Source organism: Roseateles sp. GW835-FHT13E02 (assembly GCF_058794035.1).
This window is the reverse complement of the sequence record NZ_JBXAGJ010000015.1, coordinates 45,856-62,417: the sequence shown is the minus strand read 5'-3', so window position 1 is coordinate 62,417 and position 16,562 is coordinate 45,856. Positions and strand designations below refer to the sequence as shown.

Sequence of the window (16,562 nt, the reverse complement as noted above, 5' to 3'; positions counted from 1 at the left end):
GCTAAACAGCGGTCGTGACAGAGATATGACGGAATTTGACATCCGGCGTCACAAATGAAAATCGCCGCCTGTCATGTGACAAGGCGGCGACTGTCATATGTCACTGCCTTCTGGGCCAAGCGGCCCAGGCAGTTGACGCCAAAACGCCCGAAAAAGCCAGCGGGAGCCGGTAAAAATCGCGGGCCTTGACTGAAAACTGAAATATTACAGATGCAGCGCGGCCATGCCGCCCAGGCCAAAACCCAGCAGGCCGAGGCCGACCGTGGCCCATTCCATCCAGCGCTTTTTCGTCAGCAAGGCGATAGCGGCCAAGGCAATCGAGACCTGCAAAGCGGTGGTGGCCTGTGCCCAACGGTGGTGCAAATGCATCTGCTCGGCGCTCTTTTCGTCAAAAGCCTGAGACTCCTTGTCCAGCGCTTCGGCCTTTTCTCGGATGCCGCTTTTCTCTTCCTTGTAGCGCTCGACTTCCTTCTGGTAGCCGGCTTTCTTGTCCTCGGGCACCAGGGCCAAGGCCAGTTCGGCCATGTTTTGCTTGTTGCTCTTGGATTGGTAGAGCGCCCATTGGTTGGCCGCTTCGGTCTTCTTGATGGCAGCATCGTTCTTGTACAGGCCGGCATTGGCCTGCGTGGCCCCGCCCATATATGAGAACATCGCGCCCACAGTGGCCAGGACGGCCGTGATCACCGCCAACTGTCCGGCCAGGCCCTTGGGGTCGGCATGGGCAGCATGTTCAATCTCGTGGTCGTGCGGGCCGTGCACATGGAATCCGTGTCCAGACATGGTGGCTTCAGTCCTCTCTCGCTATCCAATCGTTCTGTTTCAAGGCTGGGCGCGGCGCTCATAACGCACAAAGTCGAAGCGCCAGCCATTTTTCTCGCTGTGCAGCGTCTGCCGCCCAGTCTCCGCAAACTCGGCCGCGGGCCAGGCCGGAAACCAGCTGTCGGCATCGGCAAAGTCGGCGGCCACCTCGGTCAGTTCCAGCACATCGGCATGGGCCAATGCTTCGGCGTAGATCTGCGCGCCGCCGATCACGCAGACCTGGGGCAGGCCGTCACAGGCCCGCAAGGCACTCGGAACATCAGCAAATACCTCGGCCCCGGCCAGCATCAGACCCGGCTGCCTTGACAGAACCATGTTGCGCCGACCCGGCAGGGGGCGAAAACGCTCAGGGAGGGAGTCCCAGGTCTTGCGACCCATCAGCACCGGCTGTCCTTGAGTCAAGGCCTTGAAATGAGCCATGTCTTCAGGCAGATGCCAGAGCAAGCCGTTGTCGCGGCCGATCTCTCGACCGCGGCCCAGGGCGGCGACCAGCACGACCTTGGGTCGTGTAGAAATGGCGGGTGTCCGCTGCTCGCTCATACGGCCTCCATGGCCTTGGTGGCCGGGTGAGGGGCGTAGCCCAGCAGCTGAAAGTCCTCCAACTCATCGCTGAAGATGGAATCCGGCCGGCGGCGGATCTTCGTCTGCGGGTAGGCGCGCGACTCGCGGCCAAACTGGGTACGCATCTGGTCAATACGGCTGTTGTAGACAGGGCGATCGCCGCCGGTCCAGGCGAAATCGTCGAGGTCGCACTGCGGCGCCAGCATCTGGGTCAGCAAGGCGTTGCTGGTGATTTTGAAGGGCAGGCCCAGGAAGACGTCGAGGTTGCGCTGGTCGCACGGGCAGGACCTGCGTCCACGCCGGCCCAGCGCCTGCGGCGGCGCGAGCAAAGACCGAAAGATGGCGTGACGATGCGCGACATCCCGTTTCCGAGCCCGAACGGTACGCAGAGGTGTTCTTGACGAGGTTTCTAAAGAAATACCCACAACCGGGTGCCCATGAAAGCAGTGCAGAGACTGCGGGCCGCAATTATGCGGCGCGTGGGGCTGCCGGGTCGGATCACGGCCCGCTCGACCTGGCGAGCAAGAGTCTTCGTTGCTCACCGACTGCCGATCCCTGCCAGGGTGAAGAACCTCGCGAACGGCTTGCTGACGCAAGCCGACCCGTTAGGAACGTCCGCACGGTCCGCGCCATGAAGCACGCGCCGGGCGATGGCCGCACATGAGTCGCAATGAGGCCAGGGATGATGTCAGTTGTCTTGAGGCCGCCTTCAGTGTCTGTTCCCTCTGCCGCAGCGTCGCATCGGTTCGCATCGATGCCAAAGTACAGGCGCGTGAGGCCCTCGAGGCGATGCTGTCATGCGGTGATCCGCGGGGCTTGTTGAGCGAGGCCCTGCGCCTGTTGCTGGCGAACTCTGAGGCAAGAAGTTCGCGCAATCCGATTCGATGGGATGCCTTGGGGACTCTGCCGCGCAGGAGAGGCTGCCTTCTGCAACGCCGAACACGGCCCATCGGACCGGTGATGTCCGAGGCCTCCAGTTTGAAGCTCAGACCCAGGCACGCGGGGGCGTGATGGACCCACTGCGTCAGCTTGCTGGCACCGGCGATGCCGAACCCCTGGACATGGTCAATCGCCTGTCGGCGTCGTCGCCTGCCCGATGACTGGCGTTTTGACCTGGTCTGTCGGATTCAGGTCGCCCGGGCCCTGCTGCGGGCCCCTGCGGTACCAGGGCACGCAGGGGCAGTTTCCTGACCAGCTCTCCTTACCAGCTGTAGCGCAGCGCAACACCACCCGCCCGCGTGCGGGTGTCCCGGCCGTACTCAGCCTGCAGGTTGAACTCCACGGCCAGCGATGGGCTCAGGCGCAGCTCGGCCTGGCCGGACAGGATGGCCAGGTCGGGCGTGGGCATCAGGCCGTTGACGCTGAAAGCTCGTCCGTTGAGGGTTTTGAATGCGGCAAACATGCGGTGCTCACTCCAGGTCTCGTGAGCCCAGCCCACGCGTCCCTTCAGCTGGAGCGAGGCGCCGCTTCGCAGCATCATGCGGCCCTCCACCGCCGCGCCCAACTCGCTGCGCAGCTGGGTGAATGCGCTGCGCTGGTAGCTCAGGGCCAGGTGAGGCTGGGCCGAGGCCTCCTCGTCATGCGCCTGGATCGTGAAATGCTGCAGTTGCAAGGCCGCGAAGGGGGCGATGCGCCATCCTGGCGGATTGATGCGCAGGCCCGTCTCGATCCGCGCACCCCAGGCCTGGGTGCGCATCTGAGCCAGGTGGTGTGCGCCTGTCAGTTCAAAGCGTCGCTCGGTATCCAGCGTTTGGCGTGAATGCGTCAACGATCCCGTCAGGTACAGCTGGCCCCAGCGGCTGTCTGCCTGGCGCACCGCATAGGCGCCCAGCTGAACGCCAGGCCCGCGCGCCTGGTAGCCGTGGGACATCTCCAGGCTGGAGCGGTTGCTCGCGAGCGCAGCGCCCACCATCGTGTTGGCGTCGAGCGAAGTTTCAAGCCCGAAGGCCAGACCGCCCAAGTGGGCCTTGACATCCGAGCTGCCTGCGCCGTCGTAGCTGGCGCTGTGGCGTTCACCCAGGGCCTGGACCCAGGCATGCCGTGTCAGCTGACCCGTTGACGGTGCGGCGGGCAGGGCGCCCAGGCGGTCCGTCAACAGGCGCCCGAACAGGGTGCTCAGCCGAGTGCCCACGGTCGCCACTGTGGTGGCACCCGCGCCGCTGAGGTCCCAGTACACCTGGTGCAGCGCCTCAGGGCTTGACAGGGTCACCAGGCGGGCGGTCAGCTCGCGGTAGTTGTCGCGTGACTCCGACTGGGCGGTGGCCAGCAGGTCGCCCAGGCGCTGCACGTCCTCGTTCATGCCCTCGGGGCTGAAGTCGGCGTGCATGCTGAACCCCAGCTTGCCATCCTGGGGATGCAGGCGGAAATCCAGGATGGCCGTGTCGGTCACGGACAAGGCGCTGGCGTCCAGGCCCCCGCCCGCGCTGAAGATGGTGCCCAGCGAGTGCGTGCCTGGCGTGATCACGTGAGCGGTCTGCAGCACCGGTTGCAGACGGCCCTTGAGGGTGGCGTTGCCAGTGACGTGCAACTGATCGGCCACCCCGCTGGCATGGTCCATGCGCAGCGCCAGCGTGCCGCCTTCCCCTTGAATCAGATGACCGTGGACGCGCGTGGCAGCACCGGTCTCGCCGCCGTGCATGATCGTGCCCTGGTTGTGCAGCGTGCCACTGCCACCGAGGTTGAGCGTGCCACCGTGCAGCATCTTGCCGCCGCTGTGGTTGTGCACCTCGTTGCGCGCGCCCTCCGTGAGGTGCAGGTCACCCAGCAGCTCACCGTGGTTGTGGATGGCGATGTCGCCTCCAATGGTCTGCACTGCGCGACCGGCGTGCCCGTCGGCGCTGCCCACGTACCCCCGGTTGTGCAGTTCGTTGATGGGACCCTCAAAGTACATGGCGGCGCCGCCGCTGCCGCCCACCAAGCGTGCACCCTCGCCGACATTGACAACCGGGTCGGTCGAGGATGAGCCCCATAAGGCGTGCGCGTCTCGGCCTGAGGCCGTCACCTTCACACCGGCGGCGTAGTTCACCTTCACATCGCCGCTCTTGCCGGAACCGCCTTTGTAGGTGGTGGTCTGAGTTCCGCTGGCGACGATGCCGCCGCCGCCGGCGATCGACTGCGCCACGATGGCGTGAGCGCCATCTCCGCTGGTGCTGATGTCCGCATAGACATTGACCGTTACGGCCCCGGCGTCTCCACTGCCCTTGTTGTAGGTCACGTTCAGGGCATTGCCCACGCCGATCACGGCGCCGCCACCGCCGCCCACGCTTTGGGCCAGGATGCCGTAGGCGTTCACACCCGAGGTGCGGATGGGGGCGTAGCTGTTGACCTCGACCGTGCCGCCATGGCCGCCGCTGCCGCCCGCGCCGAGTGTGGCGCTGTTGCTGGCATAGGCCAGGCCGCCGCCATTGCCCACGCTCTGCGCGACGATGCCGATCGAGCCGGCCCCTGTGGTGCTGATGGCTGCGCGGTTGTTCACGAGCACGGCCGGCTTGGACCGCTGATCCTCCCCCGGGTAGGCGGGGCTGCCGGGCCGGCCGCCCAGCTTGGCGTCGCTGGCCAGCGCCAGGCTCAAACCGCCGCCACCGCTGACCGTTTGGGCCACCAAGGCCGGCGCCATATCGCCCCGGGTGCTGATGCTGCCGCCGTCCAGTTGGGCCGTCACGAGGCCGCTGAACTTCCAATCGTTCTTGCCAGTGGCCGTCGAGCCCAGGTTCATGGTGCCGCTGAAGCCCTGGCCCAAACGTCCCGCCGCCAGGGCCACGCCGCCGCCATTGGACACGCTCTGCACGACCAGGCCCGCCGAGTGCAGGCCGCTGGTGCTGATCGACGGGCTGCCGCTGACGCTGGCATCGAAGGCGCGGCTGCCACTGCCGGTCTGTCCCAGTTGGCCGCTCAGGGTGGCGTTGGTGCTGGCCGCACTGCCGGGCGCCGCCACGGTCGGCGCCACCCAGGAAAACACACCGCCGCCGCCCGCCACGCTTTGCGCCAGCACACCCAGGCTGCCCGCATCAGCGGTGCTGATGGCTCGCGCGCCCAGGTTCACCCGGGCGGTGCCGCCGTCACTGCTGCCGCCGGTGCCGCCGAGCTGGAAGCTCAGGTCCACCCGGCTGGCCTGAGTCAGATTGGTGTGGGCAAAGTAGCCGCCCCCACCGCCAATGCTTTGCGCCACGAGTGCGGGCGCGTTCATGCCGCTGGTGCTCCAGGCCTGCGAGCCTTTGGATGCATCCACGCTGACCGCCGCGCCGGTGGACACATCCGTGCTGCTGGCCATGCTCAGCTTGTGGGTGACGCTGCCGGTGGCCCAGTAGTGGTCCCCGACCAAGCCGCCGCCCGCCCCGATGCTCTGTGCCACCAGGCCGGCGGCCCCATGGCCTTGTGTGCTGATGGCCTGGGCGGTCCAGACGGTCACGTCGCTGCCGATGGCACCGCTGCCGCGCAAAGTGGTCTGCAGCGGGTTCTCCGGGCTGAGCACCATCCCGCCGCCGCCGCCAATGCTCTGGGCTACCAGGCCGTGGCCGAGTGCGCCATGGGTGCGGATGCTGCCAAAGAGCGCCACATCGCCGCTGCACTGGCCGGTGCTGTCCAGCCCATTGCACAGCCGCACCACGCCGCCGTTGGCAAAGCCCGGCGCGCCACCCAGGGTGGCTGATCCGAAGGAGGTCGACAGGCCGCCGCCGCCGCCGATGCTCTGGGCCACCAGGCCCGCGGCCCCCGTGCCGCTGGTCTCCACTGCAGCGCTGCTGGACAGCAGCACGCGAGCGCCCGCCTTGGCCTGACTGTTCCCCAGGACGGTGCCGCTGGCCCGGCTGAGGTTGAGCCCGCCGCCACCGCCAATGCTCTGCGCCACCGCCGCATGCGCCAGATTGCCGGATGTGCTGATACGCTGACCCAGCGCCAGCTCCACCGTACCGCCCGCGCCGCCTTTGCCGCCGCTGCCGCCCAGGTTCACGCTGCCGCCGAAGGCGCTGCCCTCGCTGGACGAGGTGGCCGCTGCACCCACGCCGCCGCCGCCGCCCACGCTCTGGGCCAGCAGGCCTACGGCAAGGTGCCCTGCGGTGCTCACCGTCTGGTCGGACAGCAGCCGGGTGCTGCCGCCATCGCCGCCGTCTCCGCCGCTGCCGCCCAGCTGGCTGCTGATTGAGACACTGCCCAAGCTGCCGGACTGGTGCCAGGCGGCCGCCCCCCCGACACCGCCGCCGCCACCGATGCTTTGCGCCATCACCCCAAAGGCGGCCAGCCCCTGCGTGCTGACGCTGGAATTGCTCTGACGCAGATCCAAGGTCACCGCGCCGCCGTTGCCCCCGGCGCCGCCAGCGCCGCCCAGGTTGAGCCCCAGGGTGTAGCTGCTGCCGCTGGCGCTGCTGCTGCTTTGGCTGCTGCCGCCCACGCCGCCGCCGCCGCCGATGCTCTGCGCCATCACTGCGGTGGCGAAATGTCCCTGGGTTGCCAAGGTCGCGGTACCGTTGGCGTTGACGCTCACCGTGCCACCCTGGCCGCCGCCACTGCTGCCACTTTGGCCACCCAGCGCGAGGCTGACCGACTTGGTGTTGTCTCCACCCGTGTTGCTGCTGGCGTTGCCGCCGCTGCCGCCACCGCCGCCAATGCTCTGCACCAAGAGGGCGCGGGCCGCTTCGGCCTCGGTCTTCACGCTTCCAGAGAACAGCGTGACCGCGACATCGCCACCTTTGCCGGATGCGCCGCCCTGGCCACCCAGGGCGAGGGACGCAGCAGCTGTTCCTGTCGATGCGCTGCTCGACGCTGCGCCTCCGGTTCCGCCGCCACCGCCGATGCTTTGCGCCACCAGGCCATCCGCGCCCCAACCGCTGGTGCTGATGCTGCCGCCGCTGTTGACCTTGACGGTGCCGCCATCTTGGCCGCTCCCCGCCTTGCCGCCCAAGGCCAGGCTGGTGTTGCTGTTGCCGGCATCGGCGCTGGTGGCGCTGGTGCTGCCCGCCACGCCGCCGCCGCCGCCCACGCTCTGGGCCATCAAGCCCTGAGACATCAGGCCACGGGTTTGCAGCTGGGCGCTGCTGGCCAGGTCCACCGACACATTGCCGCCCCGGCCGCCGCTGCCGCCGCTGGCGCCCAGCGCCAGACTCACCGCATGGGCACCGCTGCTGGCATTGGTGCTGCTGCTGCCGGCCTCACCGCCACCCCCGCCCACACTTTGAGCAAACAAAGCCGTCGAGCGCGGCCCGAGGGTGCTGACTGAGGCCGCAATGGACAGCCGAACATCACCCCCGTAGCCGCCGCTGCCACCGCTGCCCCCCAGGGCGGCGGCCACCGCCACGCCGCTGGAGGCGGAAGCCGAGCTGCTGCCATTGCCCGTGCTGGCACTGTTGTCACTGCCACTGGCGTCACCCGCGGTGGCTGCCGCGCTGACGGCTCCGCCGCTGCCACCGCCGCCGCCCACGCTCTGGGCGAACACGCCGTGCGACTGCACGCCGCCGGTGCTGATGCTGCTGCCCAGCGCAGTGCCGCAGCTGCCATCGGCCTGGCGCGTGCCACACACCGTCACCGCACCGCCGTGGCCGCCGCCACCCGCGGTGCCCCCCAGTCCCATGGCCACCGAGGCCGAACTGCCTTGGCTGGCCGTGGAGGTGGACGAGCCCCCGTTGCCGCCACCGCCGCCCAGGCTTTGCGCGATCAGCCCGGACGACAAGGCGCCCCGCGTGCTGAGATTGCCGGCGCTGGCATGCACGGCCACCATGCCCCCATCTCCACCGCCAGCGCCCAAGCCACCCAGCGAGATGGCCACGCTGCTCTTGGCCGCATCGGCATTGCTGCTGCTGCTTCCCCCTTGGCCACCGCCGCCGCCCACACTCTGGGCCAGCAGGGCCGGGGCGTGGGCGATGCTGTGCACGACACCGTCTTGCACCGCGAGGCCTGTGCTCACGCTGCCGCTGTGCTGCACCACCACCGTGCCGCCATGACCCGCCTTGCCACCCGCTCCCCCGAGGGCGAGGCTGGCTGCGTAGCCGGTGCTGGCCCCTGCAGCGCCGCCCTTGGTCGGGGTGCTGCCGGACACGCTGCCGGCGCTGGCCGAGTTGCTCTGGTTGTTGGGCGAAGCACTGGCCGTGCCGGTGCTGGCACTGGTTTTGCCGTCGTCTGCGGCCGGGGTGACGCTGGCGGCCGTGCTGGCGGCGCCCCCGTTGCCACCGCCTCCGCCCACGCTCTGGGCAAACAGCCCGCCGGCGTTGCCCAGCCAGGTGCTGACGCTGCCGGTGTTGATCAGATTGACGCTGCCGCCACTGCCGCCGCCGCCGCCGCTGCCGCCCAGACCCAAGGAGGCGGCGGCCTTGCCCCCGGCCTGTGAGGTGGCGCTGACCGAGCCACCATCACCGCCGCCGCCGCCCACGCTCTGGGCAAAGACGCCCAGGGACTGGGTTCCGGCCGTGCCGATGCGGCCGCTGTTGCGCACCTGCACCGAGCCCGCGTCGCCGCCGGTGCCACCGCTGCCTCCGAGGCTGACGGCGACCGCACTGTTGCCGCCCTTGGCATTGCTGGTGCTGCTGCCGCCGTGACCGCCACCGCCGCCCACGCTCTGCGCATACAGACCGGCCGACAGATCGCCCAAGGTGCTCACCAGCGCGCTGCTGTCCACCGCCACGGCGCTGCCTTTGCCGCCCAGGCCACCGGCGCCGCCGATGCTGAGGGAGGCCCCCACGCCGTTGTCGTTCTTGGCGCTCGAGCTGCTCGGCGCACCGTTGTCCTGGCTGAACTTCTGCGCCACGGCCACCGTGGCATTGCCCACGGTCGAGCCCACCAGGCCGGTGTACGCGGCCACGCCGGCAGCCTCCACCGCGCCCTGGGAGCCGTCTGCGGAAGCCGATGCCGAGCCCCCATGGCCACCACCGCCGCCAATGCTCTGCGCCAGCACCCCAGGCGACTGCGCGCCCGTTGTGTTGAGTGCGCCAGTGGGGGTCACCACCACCATGCCGGCATCGCCGCCGCCTGCGCCAAAGCCGCCGACGGCCACCGAGGCCGCGTGCTGGTTGCTGACGGCGCTGGCCGACGCGGCACCGCCCTGACCGCCACCGCCGCCGATGCTCTGAGCCACCATGGCCGGGGCCTGCTGACCGAAGGTGCTGACGCTGGGCAAGCTCACCTTGTTGACCGGGGTACTGCCCGCCGCTGCGCTGGCAGAGCGCCCTTCGGCCTGGCCGGTGGTGATCCAATGCACCGTGGCGGCGCGGGTGTCGTTGCCAAAGCTGGCCCGCAGGTCAGCGTAATTGGCCAGGTACTGGGCCGGGTTGAAGCTGCTGGTCACGCGACCTTCCCCATACCCCCAGTCCCGGTAATGCCGCAGCCCGGCGAGCGGATCGTTGCCCAGGGCGCGGATCAGGTCGGGGTGGGACGCGATGTAGATCAGCGGGTCCACGAAGGCACTCGCGCTGTCGGTCAGCGCCAGTGCGACCGGGGTGCTGCCGGCGGGCGCGCTCGCGCTGCGGCCCTCGCTGACGCCGGTGCTCACGTAGTGATTGGTGGCTGCTGCCAGGTCGCCGTTGAAGGAGGCTTGCAGGTCGCTGTAGTTCGCCATGTACTGCGCTGCATTGAAGCTCTGCGTAGGGCGCGCCTCGCCGAAGCCCCAGTCGATGTAGTGCTTGAGGGCAGCCGCCGGGTTGTTGCCATAAGCCTTGAGCAGGTCGGCGTTGCTGGCCAGATAGGTTTGCGCATCGAAGTTCAGCAGCGCATTGCCCGCGTTGCTGCCACTGCCGCCGCCACCGCCAATCGCCACAGCCGCTGCGGCGGAGCCGGCGATGGCGTGCGAGCTGGCCGCGCCCCCCTGGCCGCCGCTGCCGCCGATGCTCTGCACCAGCACACCTGCTGCACGGTCACCCTGGCCGGCCGCGCCCGAAGCGCTGTTGCGGCTGGGCACGCCTGTTTGCACGGCATCCAGCAAGCGAACGGCGGCCTCGGCCCCGGCGCCGCCGGCAGCCCCCTTGCCGCCCACCGTCACAGCGGCGGCCATGCTCTTGTTGTTGGGGTCGCCCCCAGAGGCTGAGGCCGCAATCGCGGCGGTGGCCCCGCCCTGGCCGCCGCCGCCGCCGATGCTCTGAGCCACCACGCCCACCGCCCCTTGACCCTGGGTGATGACGGTGCTGCGTCCCACCACGGCGACGTTGCCGGCGTTCTGTCCGCTACCCCCCGTGGCACCTGCTGCACCCGCCGCGCCGACGGATACCGCCATGGACGGGTTGCCCGTCGATGCGCTGGCCGACAGGGCCGAGCCGCCATTGCCGCCGTTCCCGCCAATGCTCTGCGCCAGCAGGCCGAATGACTGCTGCCCGCTGGTGAGCACCGGCGCATCGGCCTTGATGTTGACCGTACCCCCTTGTCCGCCCGTGCCGCCCGTGCCGCCGATGCTGGTCGCCATCGCCACGATGGTGGTGGCCGAACCGGCGGCCGTGAAGCCGCCGCTGCCACCGTTGCCACCGATGCTTTGAGCCGCCAGGCCTGGGGCCATGTGTCCGCTGGTTTGCACGGGCAGGCGGGCCGTCATGGCCACCAGACCGGCCCTGCCACCGGCGCCACCCGCGCCACCCAGGGAGACGGAGGGCGCTGCTGCCATGCTGACTGAAGCACTGGCGGCCCAGCCGCCGGTGCCGCCCGAACCGCCCAGGCTTTGCCCCAGCACGCCAGGCGATTGGTCGCCCTCGGTGACCAATCGCTGCTCGGGGCCATGGACATGCAGCCAGACATCCCCACCGGTGCCACCCTTGCCACCGCCGCCACCCAGGTTGGCGGCCAGGCTCAGCCCGCCGGCCAAGGCGCCTGCCAGGGTGTGCCCGCCACTGCCGCCATTGCCACCCAGGCTCTGGCCTTGAATGCCCGGAGAAAAGGCGCCGCGGGTGAGCAGGCTCGCGCCATGGTCGATGCTGACCGTGCCGGCACTGCCCGCATTGCCACCGCCACCGCCCACGGCCAGCGCGACACTGCCTTGAAAGGACAGCGCACCTGCGGCGCTGAAGCCGCCTTGTCCGCCGCCGCCGCCGATGCTCTGCGCCAGGATGCCTGGCGCATGGCCGACCTGACTGGATTGGGCGGCGATGGCGCCGGTGTTGTTGACCTGCACGGATGAAGCCGCAGCGCCAGAGCCGCCACTGCCTCCCTTGCCGATGCTGATGCTGCCCATGCCCGCCACGGTGCCCGCGATGGCATGGCCACCCGAGCCGCCGCCGCCGCCAATGCTCTGGGCCAGCAGCACGGGGGCACCACCGCCCTGGGTGGTCAGCGCCCCCTTGTTGCTGACGTTGACTGTGCCCGCATGGTTGCCCGAGCTGCCGCTGCCGCCGACGCTGACCGCGCCGGCCACGAACTCCGCGCCGGACAGGGCCACCGAGAACCCGCCATGGCCGCCACCGCCGCCAATGCTCTGGGCCACCAGGGCGCTCGCGCCGCTGCCCTGGGTGGTGATTGCGCCACGTCCGTAAGTCGGATTGCTGCTGCTGTCCTCATTGACGAGGGTCACGTTGCCGCCGGTTCCACCCGTGGCACCATCGCCGCCGACCGCCAGGGAGCCGGCATAGCGTCCCGAGGCCGCCAAAGTGATGGCCGAGCCCCCATTGCCGCCGCCGCCGCCAATGCTCTGGGCCACCAGACCTTGTGATCCTTCACCGCTGGTGTTGATCACGCCACCAGGGTTGTGGACCGCCACAGCACCGGCCGCTTGACCACTGCCCGCTTTGCCGCCCACACCCAAAGAGGCCGAACTGCCGGTGTACGCCAGGCTCAGGTCCATGGTGCTGCCGCCGGAGCCGCCACCGCCGCCGATGCTCTGGGCCAACAGCCCAGGTGATTGCGCCCCGGAGGTGTTGATGCTCTGCCCATTGCTGCTGGCAAAGACCTGACCCCCGGTGCCTGCCGCGCCGCCGCTGCCGCCGAATCCCAGCGACTGCGAGCCGATCAGGCTGCCGGACAGCGACATGGCGTAGCCGCCCGCGCCCCCGCCGCCGCCAATGCTCTGGGCCACGATGCCAGGCGAGGCGAGGCCGGTGGTGGCGATGCGGAAGTCCGTTCGGACCGCGGTCAGCACAGGGGTTCCGGCGCAGGGGCTGAAGCTGGAGGAGAGGGCGCTGTAGCTGTTGCAGTTCACCAGCACATTGCCGCCGTTGCCACCGCCTCCGCCGGCACCCCCATGAGACACGGCGGCACTGTCGCCGGCCAGGGCCGTCGCATAGGCCAGGGCTCCGCCCGCACTGCCCCCGCCGCCGCCAATGCTCTGGGCCAGCAAGCCCGGGGAACTGATCTCGGCGGTTCCGAGGTGACCGACATGCGTGACCAGCACCTGCGCACCTGCGCCGCCACTGCCGCCGGTTCCGCCCACGGCCATGGCCGAGGCATTGCCGAAAATGGTCGTCGCCTTGCCTTTGGCCTTGGCAAAGCCGCCCACGCCGCCACCGCCGCCGATACTCTGGGCCACCAGCGCGATGGCACCCCCTGCACTCGAGTCATCGGCCGTCCAGCGGTCCTGACCGTTGCAGGCGATGCCGGTGCACAGACTGTTCCAGTTGATGACGGTCACGGCGCCACCGTCACCGCCCGCGCCGCCGGCGCCGCCGACGGCCGTGGTCTTGCTGCCGCTGGAAATGGCCATGCCGCCCGAGCCGCCGCCGCCGCCAATGGCCTGGGCGAACAAGGCGGTGCTCGCGGGACTGAACACAGAAACCGATCCGGTGTTGTTCACCACCACGGCGCCCGCATGCCCGGCTGCCCCACCATCGGCACCCAGGATATGAAGCCCTGCACTGGCGCCGGCATGGCCGCCGCCGCCGCCGACCGACTGCGCTGCGAGGCCGAATCCGCCCGCGGGATTGCAGTTCGTGGTGACACTGTCGCTGCAGCCCAGGCGGGATCCTGATCCGACCTGCAGCGCCCCCGTGTTGTCCACGGCCAGGGTGCCGCCATTGCCACCCGTGCCGCCACTGCCACTGTGGCTTTTGGTGTTCACACCGCCATCACCACCAAAGCCGCCAATGCTCTGCGCAGACATCGCGTTACCGCCGTCGGTCAGGATCTTGCCGGTGTTGCGCAGCACCACATCACCCCCGGTGCCACCGCTCTTGCCACTGCCCGCATTGGCTTTGTTGGCGGCATCGCCGCCGGTGCCACCGGCGCCGCCACCGCTTTGGGCCACCAGCCCCGCCGCACCGAGCCCACCACTGACCTGCATGGACAGCGCGTTCTCCAGACGGACATTGCCGCCAGCACCGCCCGCCCCGCCATCGCCTCCCTTGTAGTCGTCTTTGCCGCGGGTGTTGTCGCCCCCATTGCCGCCCGAGCCACCATGGCTGACCGCCACCACGCCGGTGCTCGTGGTGCTGTAGATTGCTTCTGCCGGGTTGGCGCCGGGCTTCACGAACACGGTCACGGAGCCGCCTGCACCGCCAGGGCGGCCGTCGAAGTCGCCCTTGCCGCATTGACCGGAAGGGTCTCCATTGCCGCCTTTGCCGCCATTGCCGCCGCTGCTGCTCACGCCGATCAGCGTCCCTGGGTAGCTCAGGGACACGAGGCCGAGCTTGATCGTCTCGTCAATCGAAGGGCCGGTACCGCCCGCCGTACCCGGTACGGGGCCACTGACGCAAGAGCCACCGCCGACCGCATCCTTGCCCGCGTTGCCATTGGCGCCACTGCGGGCATCGGACACGTAGTAGTTGGGGCCGGCCGTGACCGCCTGTGGCCAGGCTGCAGTTGGTGCGCACAGGCACAGAATGCCCCAGCCTTGCGCCAGCATCAGCCGACGTGAGGGGCGATTGGCAAAAGCCCCGTGATACGCGTGCGCGCTCGTGTCCACGTCGGTGGCAGAGGAAGTGATACGTGGAGTCATGGCAGAAGACGGCAGGTGAGGGCGGTTGCCTGGTACCGGGTCTGCCCTGATGCCTGCACAGTTGTGGGGCGCGCGGGGCTGCACGGTGCAGGAGGCGGATTCGCCAACCATCTTAAGAATGCTTCTTGAGTGGGCATCGCTCAGTTAGCGTGCCCAAAAACGCATTTTTCAAGCCATCTGACTCGGGCTCACACCAGGTCTTTGGATGGGCGTGAGCATGCGTCCAGCCAAGTTATCTGGACTGGCTGATCCAGCTTGAAGCAATGTCCGCTGCGCCCAGCGATGCTGAAGCGTGCTGGCGATGGGGCGCGTCCAGAAGCGATGCGAGTTCCTACTCCTTCGAAGCACGCTGTTCGAAGGAGTGAAGGCGGCATTGCCCTGCAAGGACTAAACCGCGACTGCGCCCTTGATGTGGGGGTGCGGTTCGTAGTCGGTGAGCTGGAAATCCTCGAGGACATAACCGTCTATCGAGTCCGGCTTCCGAACAAGGTTCATTTTGGGAAGCGGGCGCGGATCGCGCGTCAATTGCAGCTTCACTTGCTCGAAGTGATTGCTGTAGATGTGAACATCGCCCCCCGTCCAAACGAAGTCGCCGGGTTCCAAATCGCATTGCTGCGCAAGCATCAACTGCAGCAGCGCATAGCTTGCGATATTGAAGGGCACGCCCAGAAACACATCACAAGAGCGCTGATAGAGCTGGAGGTGAAGCTTGTTTCCGATCACAGCCGTCTGGAAAAGACAATGGCAGGGAGCGAGTTTCATCTGTTGGAGCTCGCCCGGGTTCCAGGCAGTAACGAGCTGACGGCGTGAGTTTGGGTCGCGCTTGATTTGCTGAACTAGCTCAGCAATTTGGTCAATAGTGCGCCCGTCCGAAGTCGTCCAGTGGCGCCACTGTTTTCCATAGACCGGCCCAAGGTCGCCATTCTCGTCGGCCCATTCATCCCAAATGGAGACCTTGTGCTCCTTGAGCCATTTGATGTTTGTGTCTCCGCGGAGGAACCACAGGAGCTCAACGATGATGGATCGCAGATGCAGCTTCTTGGTCGTCAGGACTGGAAATCCCTTCGCCAGGTTGAACCGCATCTGATGTCCGAAGACAGCGCGCGTGCCGGTCCCGGTCCGGTCTGGCCGGTCGGTTCCCTCATCCATTACGCGTTGGAGTAGCTCAAGATATTGCTGCATGGGATGTCGCGTCCAGGTTAGGCCGGTGACTGCGGTCACCTTGACTTGTATACGTTCATTGCCCGCCGGACAGAAAGCTATCCGCAGGCGGCTTCTATGGCTGGTCAGTGGAGGGTCGGATGTGTACCGGGACCCATCGAAATTTGCACGCTGTAGACCGGGCCCCGGCGGCTGTTCTCGCGCGGCCATTCGTCCCAGACGGTGTCGCCGCGTTCCTGCAGTGATTTCACCTTCGAGTCACCGCGCAGGAGCCGGGGGAGCTCCTGGATGATCGATTTCAGCTGCGCCGCCGTGGTCGTGGCCCGAGCAAAGCCCGGGCTCGGATCGACGCGCATCTGGGGACCGCGCGACGAGCGCGTGCGCTTGCTGGTGCCGGTGCGGTCGCCCTTGTGCGCGCCACACTCCAAGACATGGTGCATGAAATCCTCAAACTCGCGAGGTGCGACGCTGCTGCAGATGTACATGGGGCGGGATTCTAGAGCTGCGGGCTGCTTCCAGCGGGTCTGTCACAGGCAAGCGCCGTTCAAGCTGCGATGATGGCGCGTCTGGTTTGCCAACAAGGCATGCGCTTCCGCCCAATTTCATCCCATCTCATCTCATCCCCTCCCATTGAAATCTACGGTCCTATGTTGATCAAACGTCTGCTCATCGCTTTGCTGGTTCTGGTGCTTCTGGCTGTGGCCTATTTTTACGCTGCCTTGAATTGGAGCTACTCCAGCGGCGAGCGGGCGGGTTGGATTCAGAAGCTGTCCAAGAAGGGCTGGATCTGCAAGACCTGGGAGGGCGAGCTGGCTTTGGTGTCCATCCCGGGCAGCTCCACCGTCGAAAAGTTCCAGTTCACGGTCGCCAATGACGAGACCGCCGCCGCCCTGACCGAGGTGATGGGCAAGCGCGTGAGTCTCCACTACGAGGAGAAGGTCGGCCTGCCCACCAGCTGCTTTGGCGAAACCCGCCATTACGTGACCAAGGTGACGGTGGCTTCGGACATTTCCTTGTCACCGGGCGTCGTGGTGCACACCAATCCAGGCAGGCCGGCTGAGGCAGCCGCTTCAGGTGTTGGCAAACCTTGACGTGCTTGCGCTGGCAAAGGCTTTTCAGAACAGGGTGACGGTCTGCTCTGCGCAGGCGCCAAATTGACCACGTTTGCTTGCGTCGCCACACTGGAGCGCAACCC

General features: G+C 68.0%; 7 protein-coding genes. 1 reads left to right on the top strand and 6 read right to left on the bottom strand.

Translation table 11 applies throughout. From position 1 onward, the window contains the following. Positions 1-204 precede the first annotated feature (204 nt). The 6 genes from AC1Q6P_RS15515 to AC1Q6P_RS15490 form a co-directional block, all read right to left on the bottom strand. Positions 205-780, bottom strand: a complete 576-nt coding sequence (locus AC1Q6P_RS15515; protein WP_102766746.1) for a DUF4337 domain-containing protein — start codon at positions 778-780, stop codon at positions 205-207. Positions 781-819: 39 nt separating this feature from the next. Then, the gene (locus tag AC1Q6P_RS15510; RefSeq protein WP_492664997.1) at positions 820-1,359 is read right to left on the bottom strand and encodes a dihydrofolate reductase; all 540 of its coding nucleotides are present in this window, start codon (positions 1,357-1,359) and stop codon (positions 820-822) included. Next, positions 1,356-1,709 carry a thymidylate synthase gene (locus AC1Q6P_RS15505; RefSeq protein ID WP_492664996.1) on the bottom strand — a complete coding sequence of 118 codons (354 nt, stop codon included), beginning with the start codon at positions 1,707-1,709 and terminating at the stop codon, positions 1,356-1,358. Before AC1Q6P_RS15505 ends, AC1Q6P_RS15510 begins: the two co-directional genes overlap by 4 nt. Positions 1,710-2,581: 872 nt before the next feature. Continuing rightward, complete coding sequence (locus tag AC1Q6P_RS15500; protein ID WP_492664995.1) at positions 2,582-14,206, bottom strand: hypothetical protein; 11,625 nt, start codon at positions 14,204-14,206, stop codon at positions 2,582-2,584. 387 nt (positions 14,207-14,593) lie between these two features. Further along, a complete protein-coding gene (locus tag AC1Q6P_RS15495) occupies positions 14,594-15,388 on the bottom strand; it encodes a thymidylate synthase (protein ID WP_102766742.1) in 795 nt (264 codons plus the stop codon). Positions 15,389-15,492: 104 nt separating this feature from the next. Beyond that, positions 15,493-15,852, bottom strand: a complete 360-nt coding sequence (locus AC1Q6P_RS15490; RefSeq protein WP_492664994.1) for a thymidylate synthase — start codon at positions 15,850-15,852, stop codon at positions 15,493-15,495. A 162-nt stretch (positions 15,853-16,014) separates the two neighbouring features. Here AC1Q6P_RS15490 and AC1Q6P_RS15485 point away from each other — a divergent pair, with 162 nt between their 5' ends. After that, positions 16,015-16,458: a hypothetical protein gene (locus tag AC1Q6P_RS15485; protein WP_223696910.1), complete on the top strand. Its 444-nt coding sequence runs from the start codon at positions 16,015-16,017 to the stop codon at positions 16,456-16,458. Positions 16,459-16,562 lie beyond the last annotated feature (104 nt).

Excerpts from the sequence above, each read along its gene's own strand:
- AC1Q6P_RS15515 (WP_102766746.1), bottom strand. The coding sequence starts at position 780 with ATGTCTGGACACGGATTCCATGTGCACGGCCCGCACGACCACGAGATT.
- AC1Q6P_RS15510 (WP_492664997.1), bottom strand. The coding sequence starts at position 1,359 with ATGAGCGAGCAGCGGACACCCGCCATTTCTACACGACCCAAGGTCGTG.
- AC1Q6P_RS15500 (WP_492664995.1), bottom strand. The coding sequence starts at position 14,206 with ATGACTCCACGTATCACTTCCTCTGCCACCGACGTGGACACGAGCGCG.
- AC1Q6P_RS15495 (WP_102766742.1), bottom strand. The coding sequence starts at position 15,388 with ATGCAGCAATATCTTGAGCTACTCCAACGCGTAATGGATGAGGGAACC.
- AC1Q6P_RS15490 (WP_492664994.1), bottom strand. The coding sequence starts at position 15,852 with ATGTACATCTGCAGCAGCGTCGCACCTCGCGAGTTTGAGGATTTCATG.
- AC1Q6P_RS15485 (WP_223696910.1), top strand. The coding sequence starts at position 16,015 with ATGTTGATCAAACGTCTGCTCATCGCTTTGCTGGTTCTGGTGCTTCTG.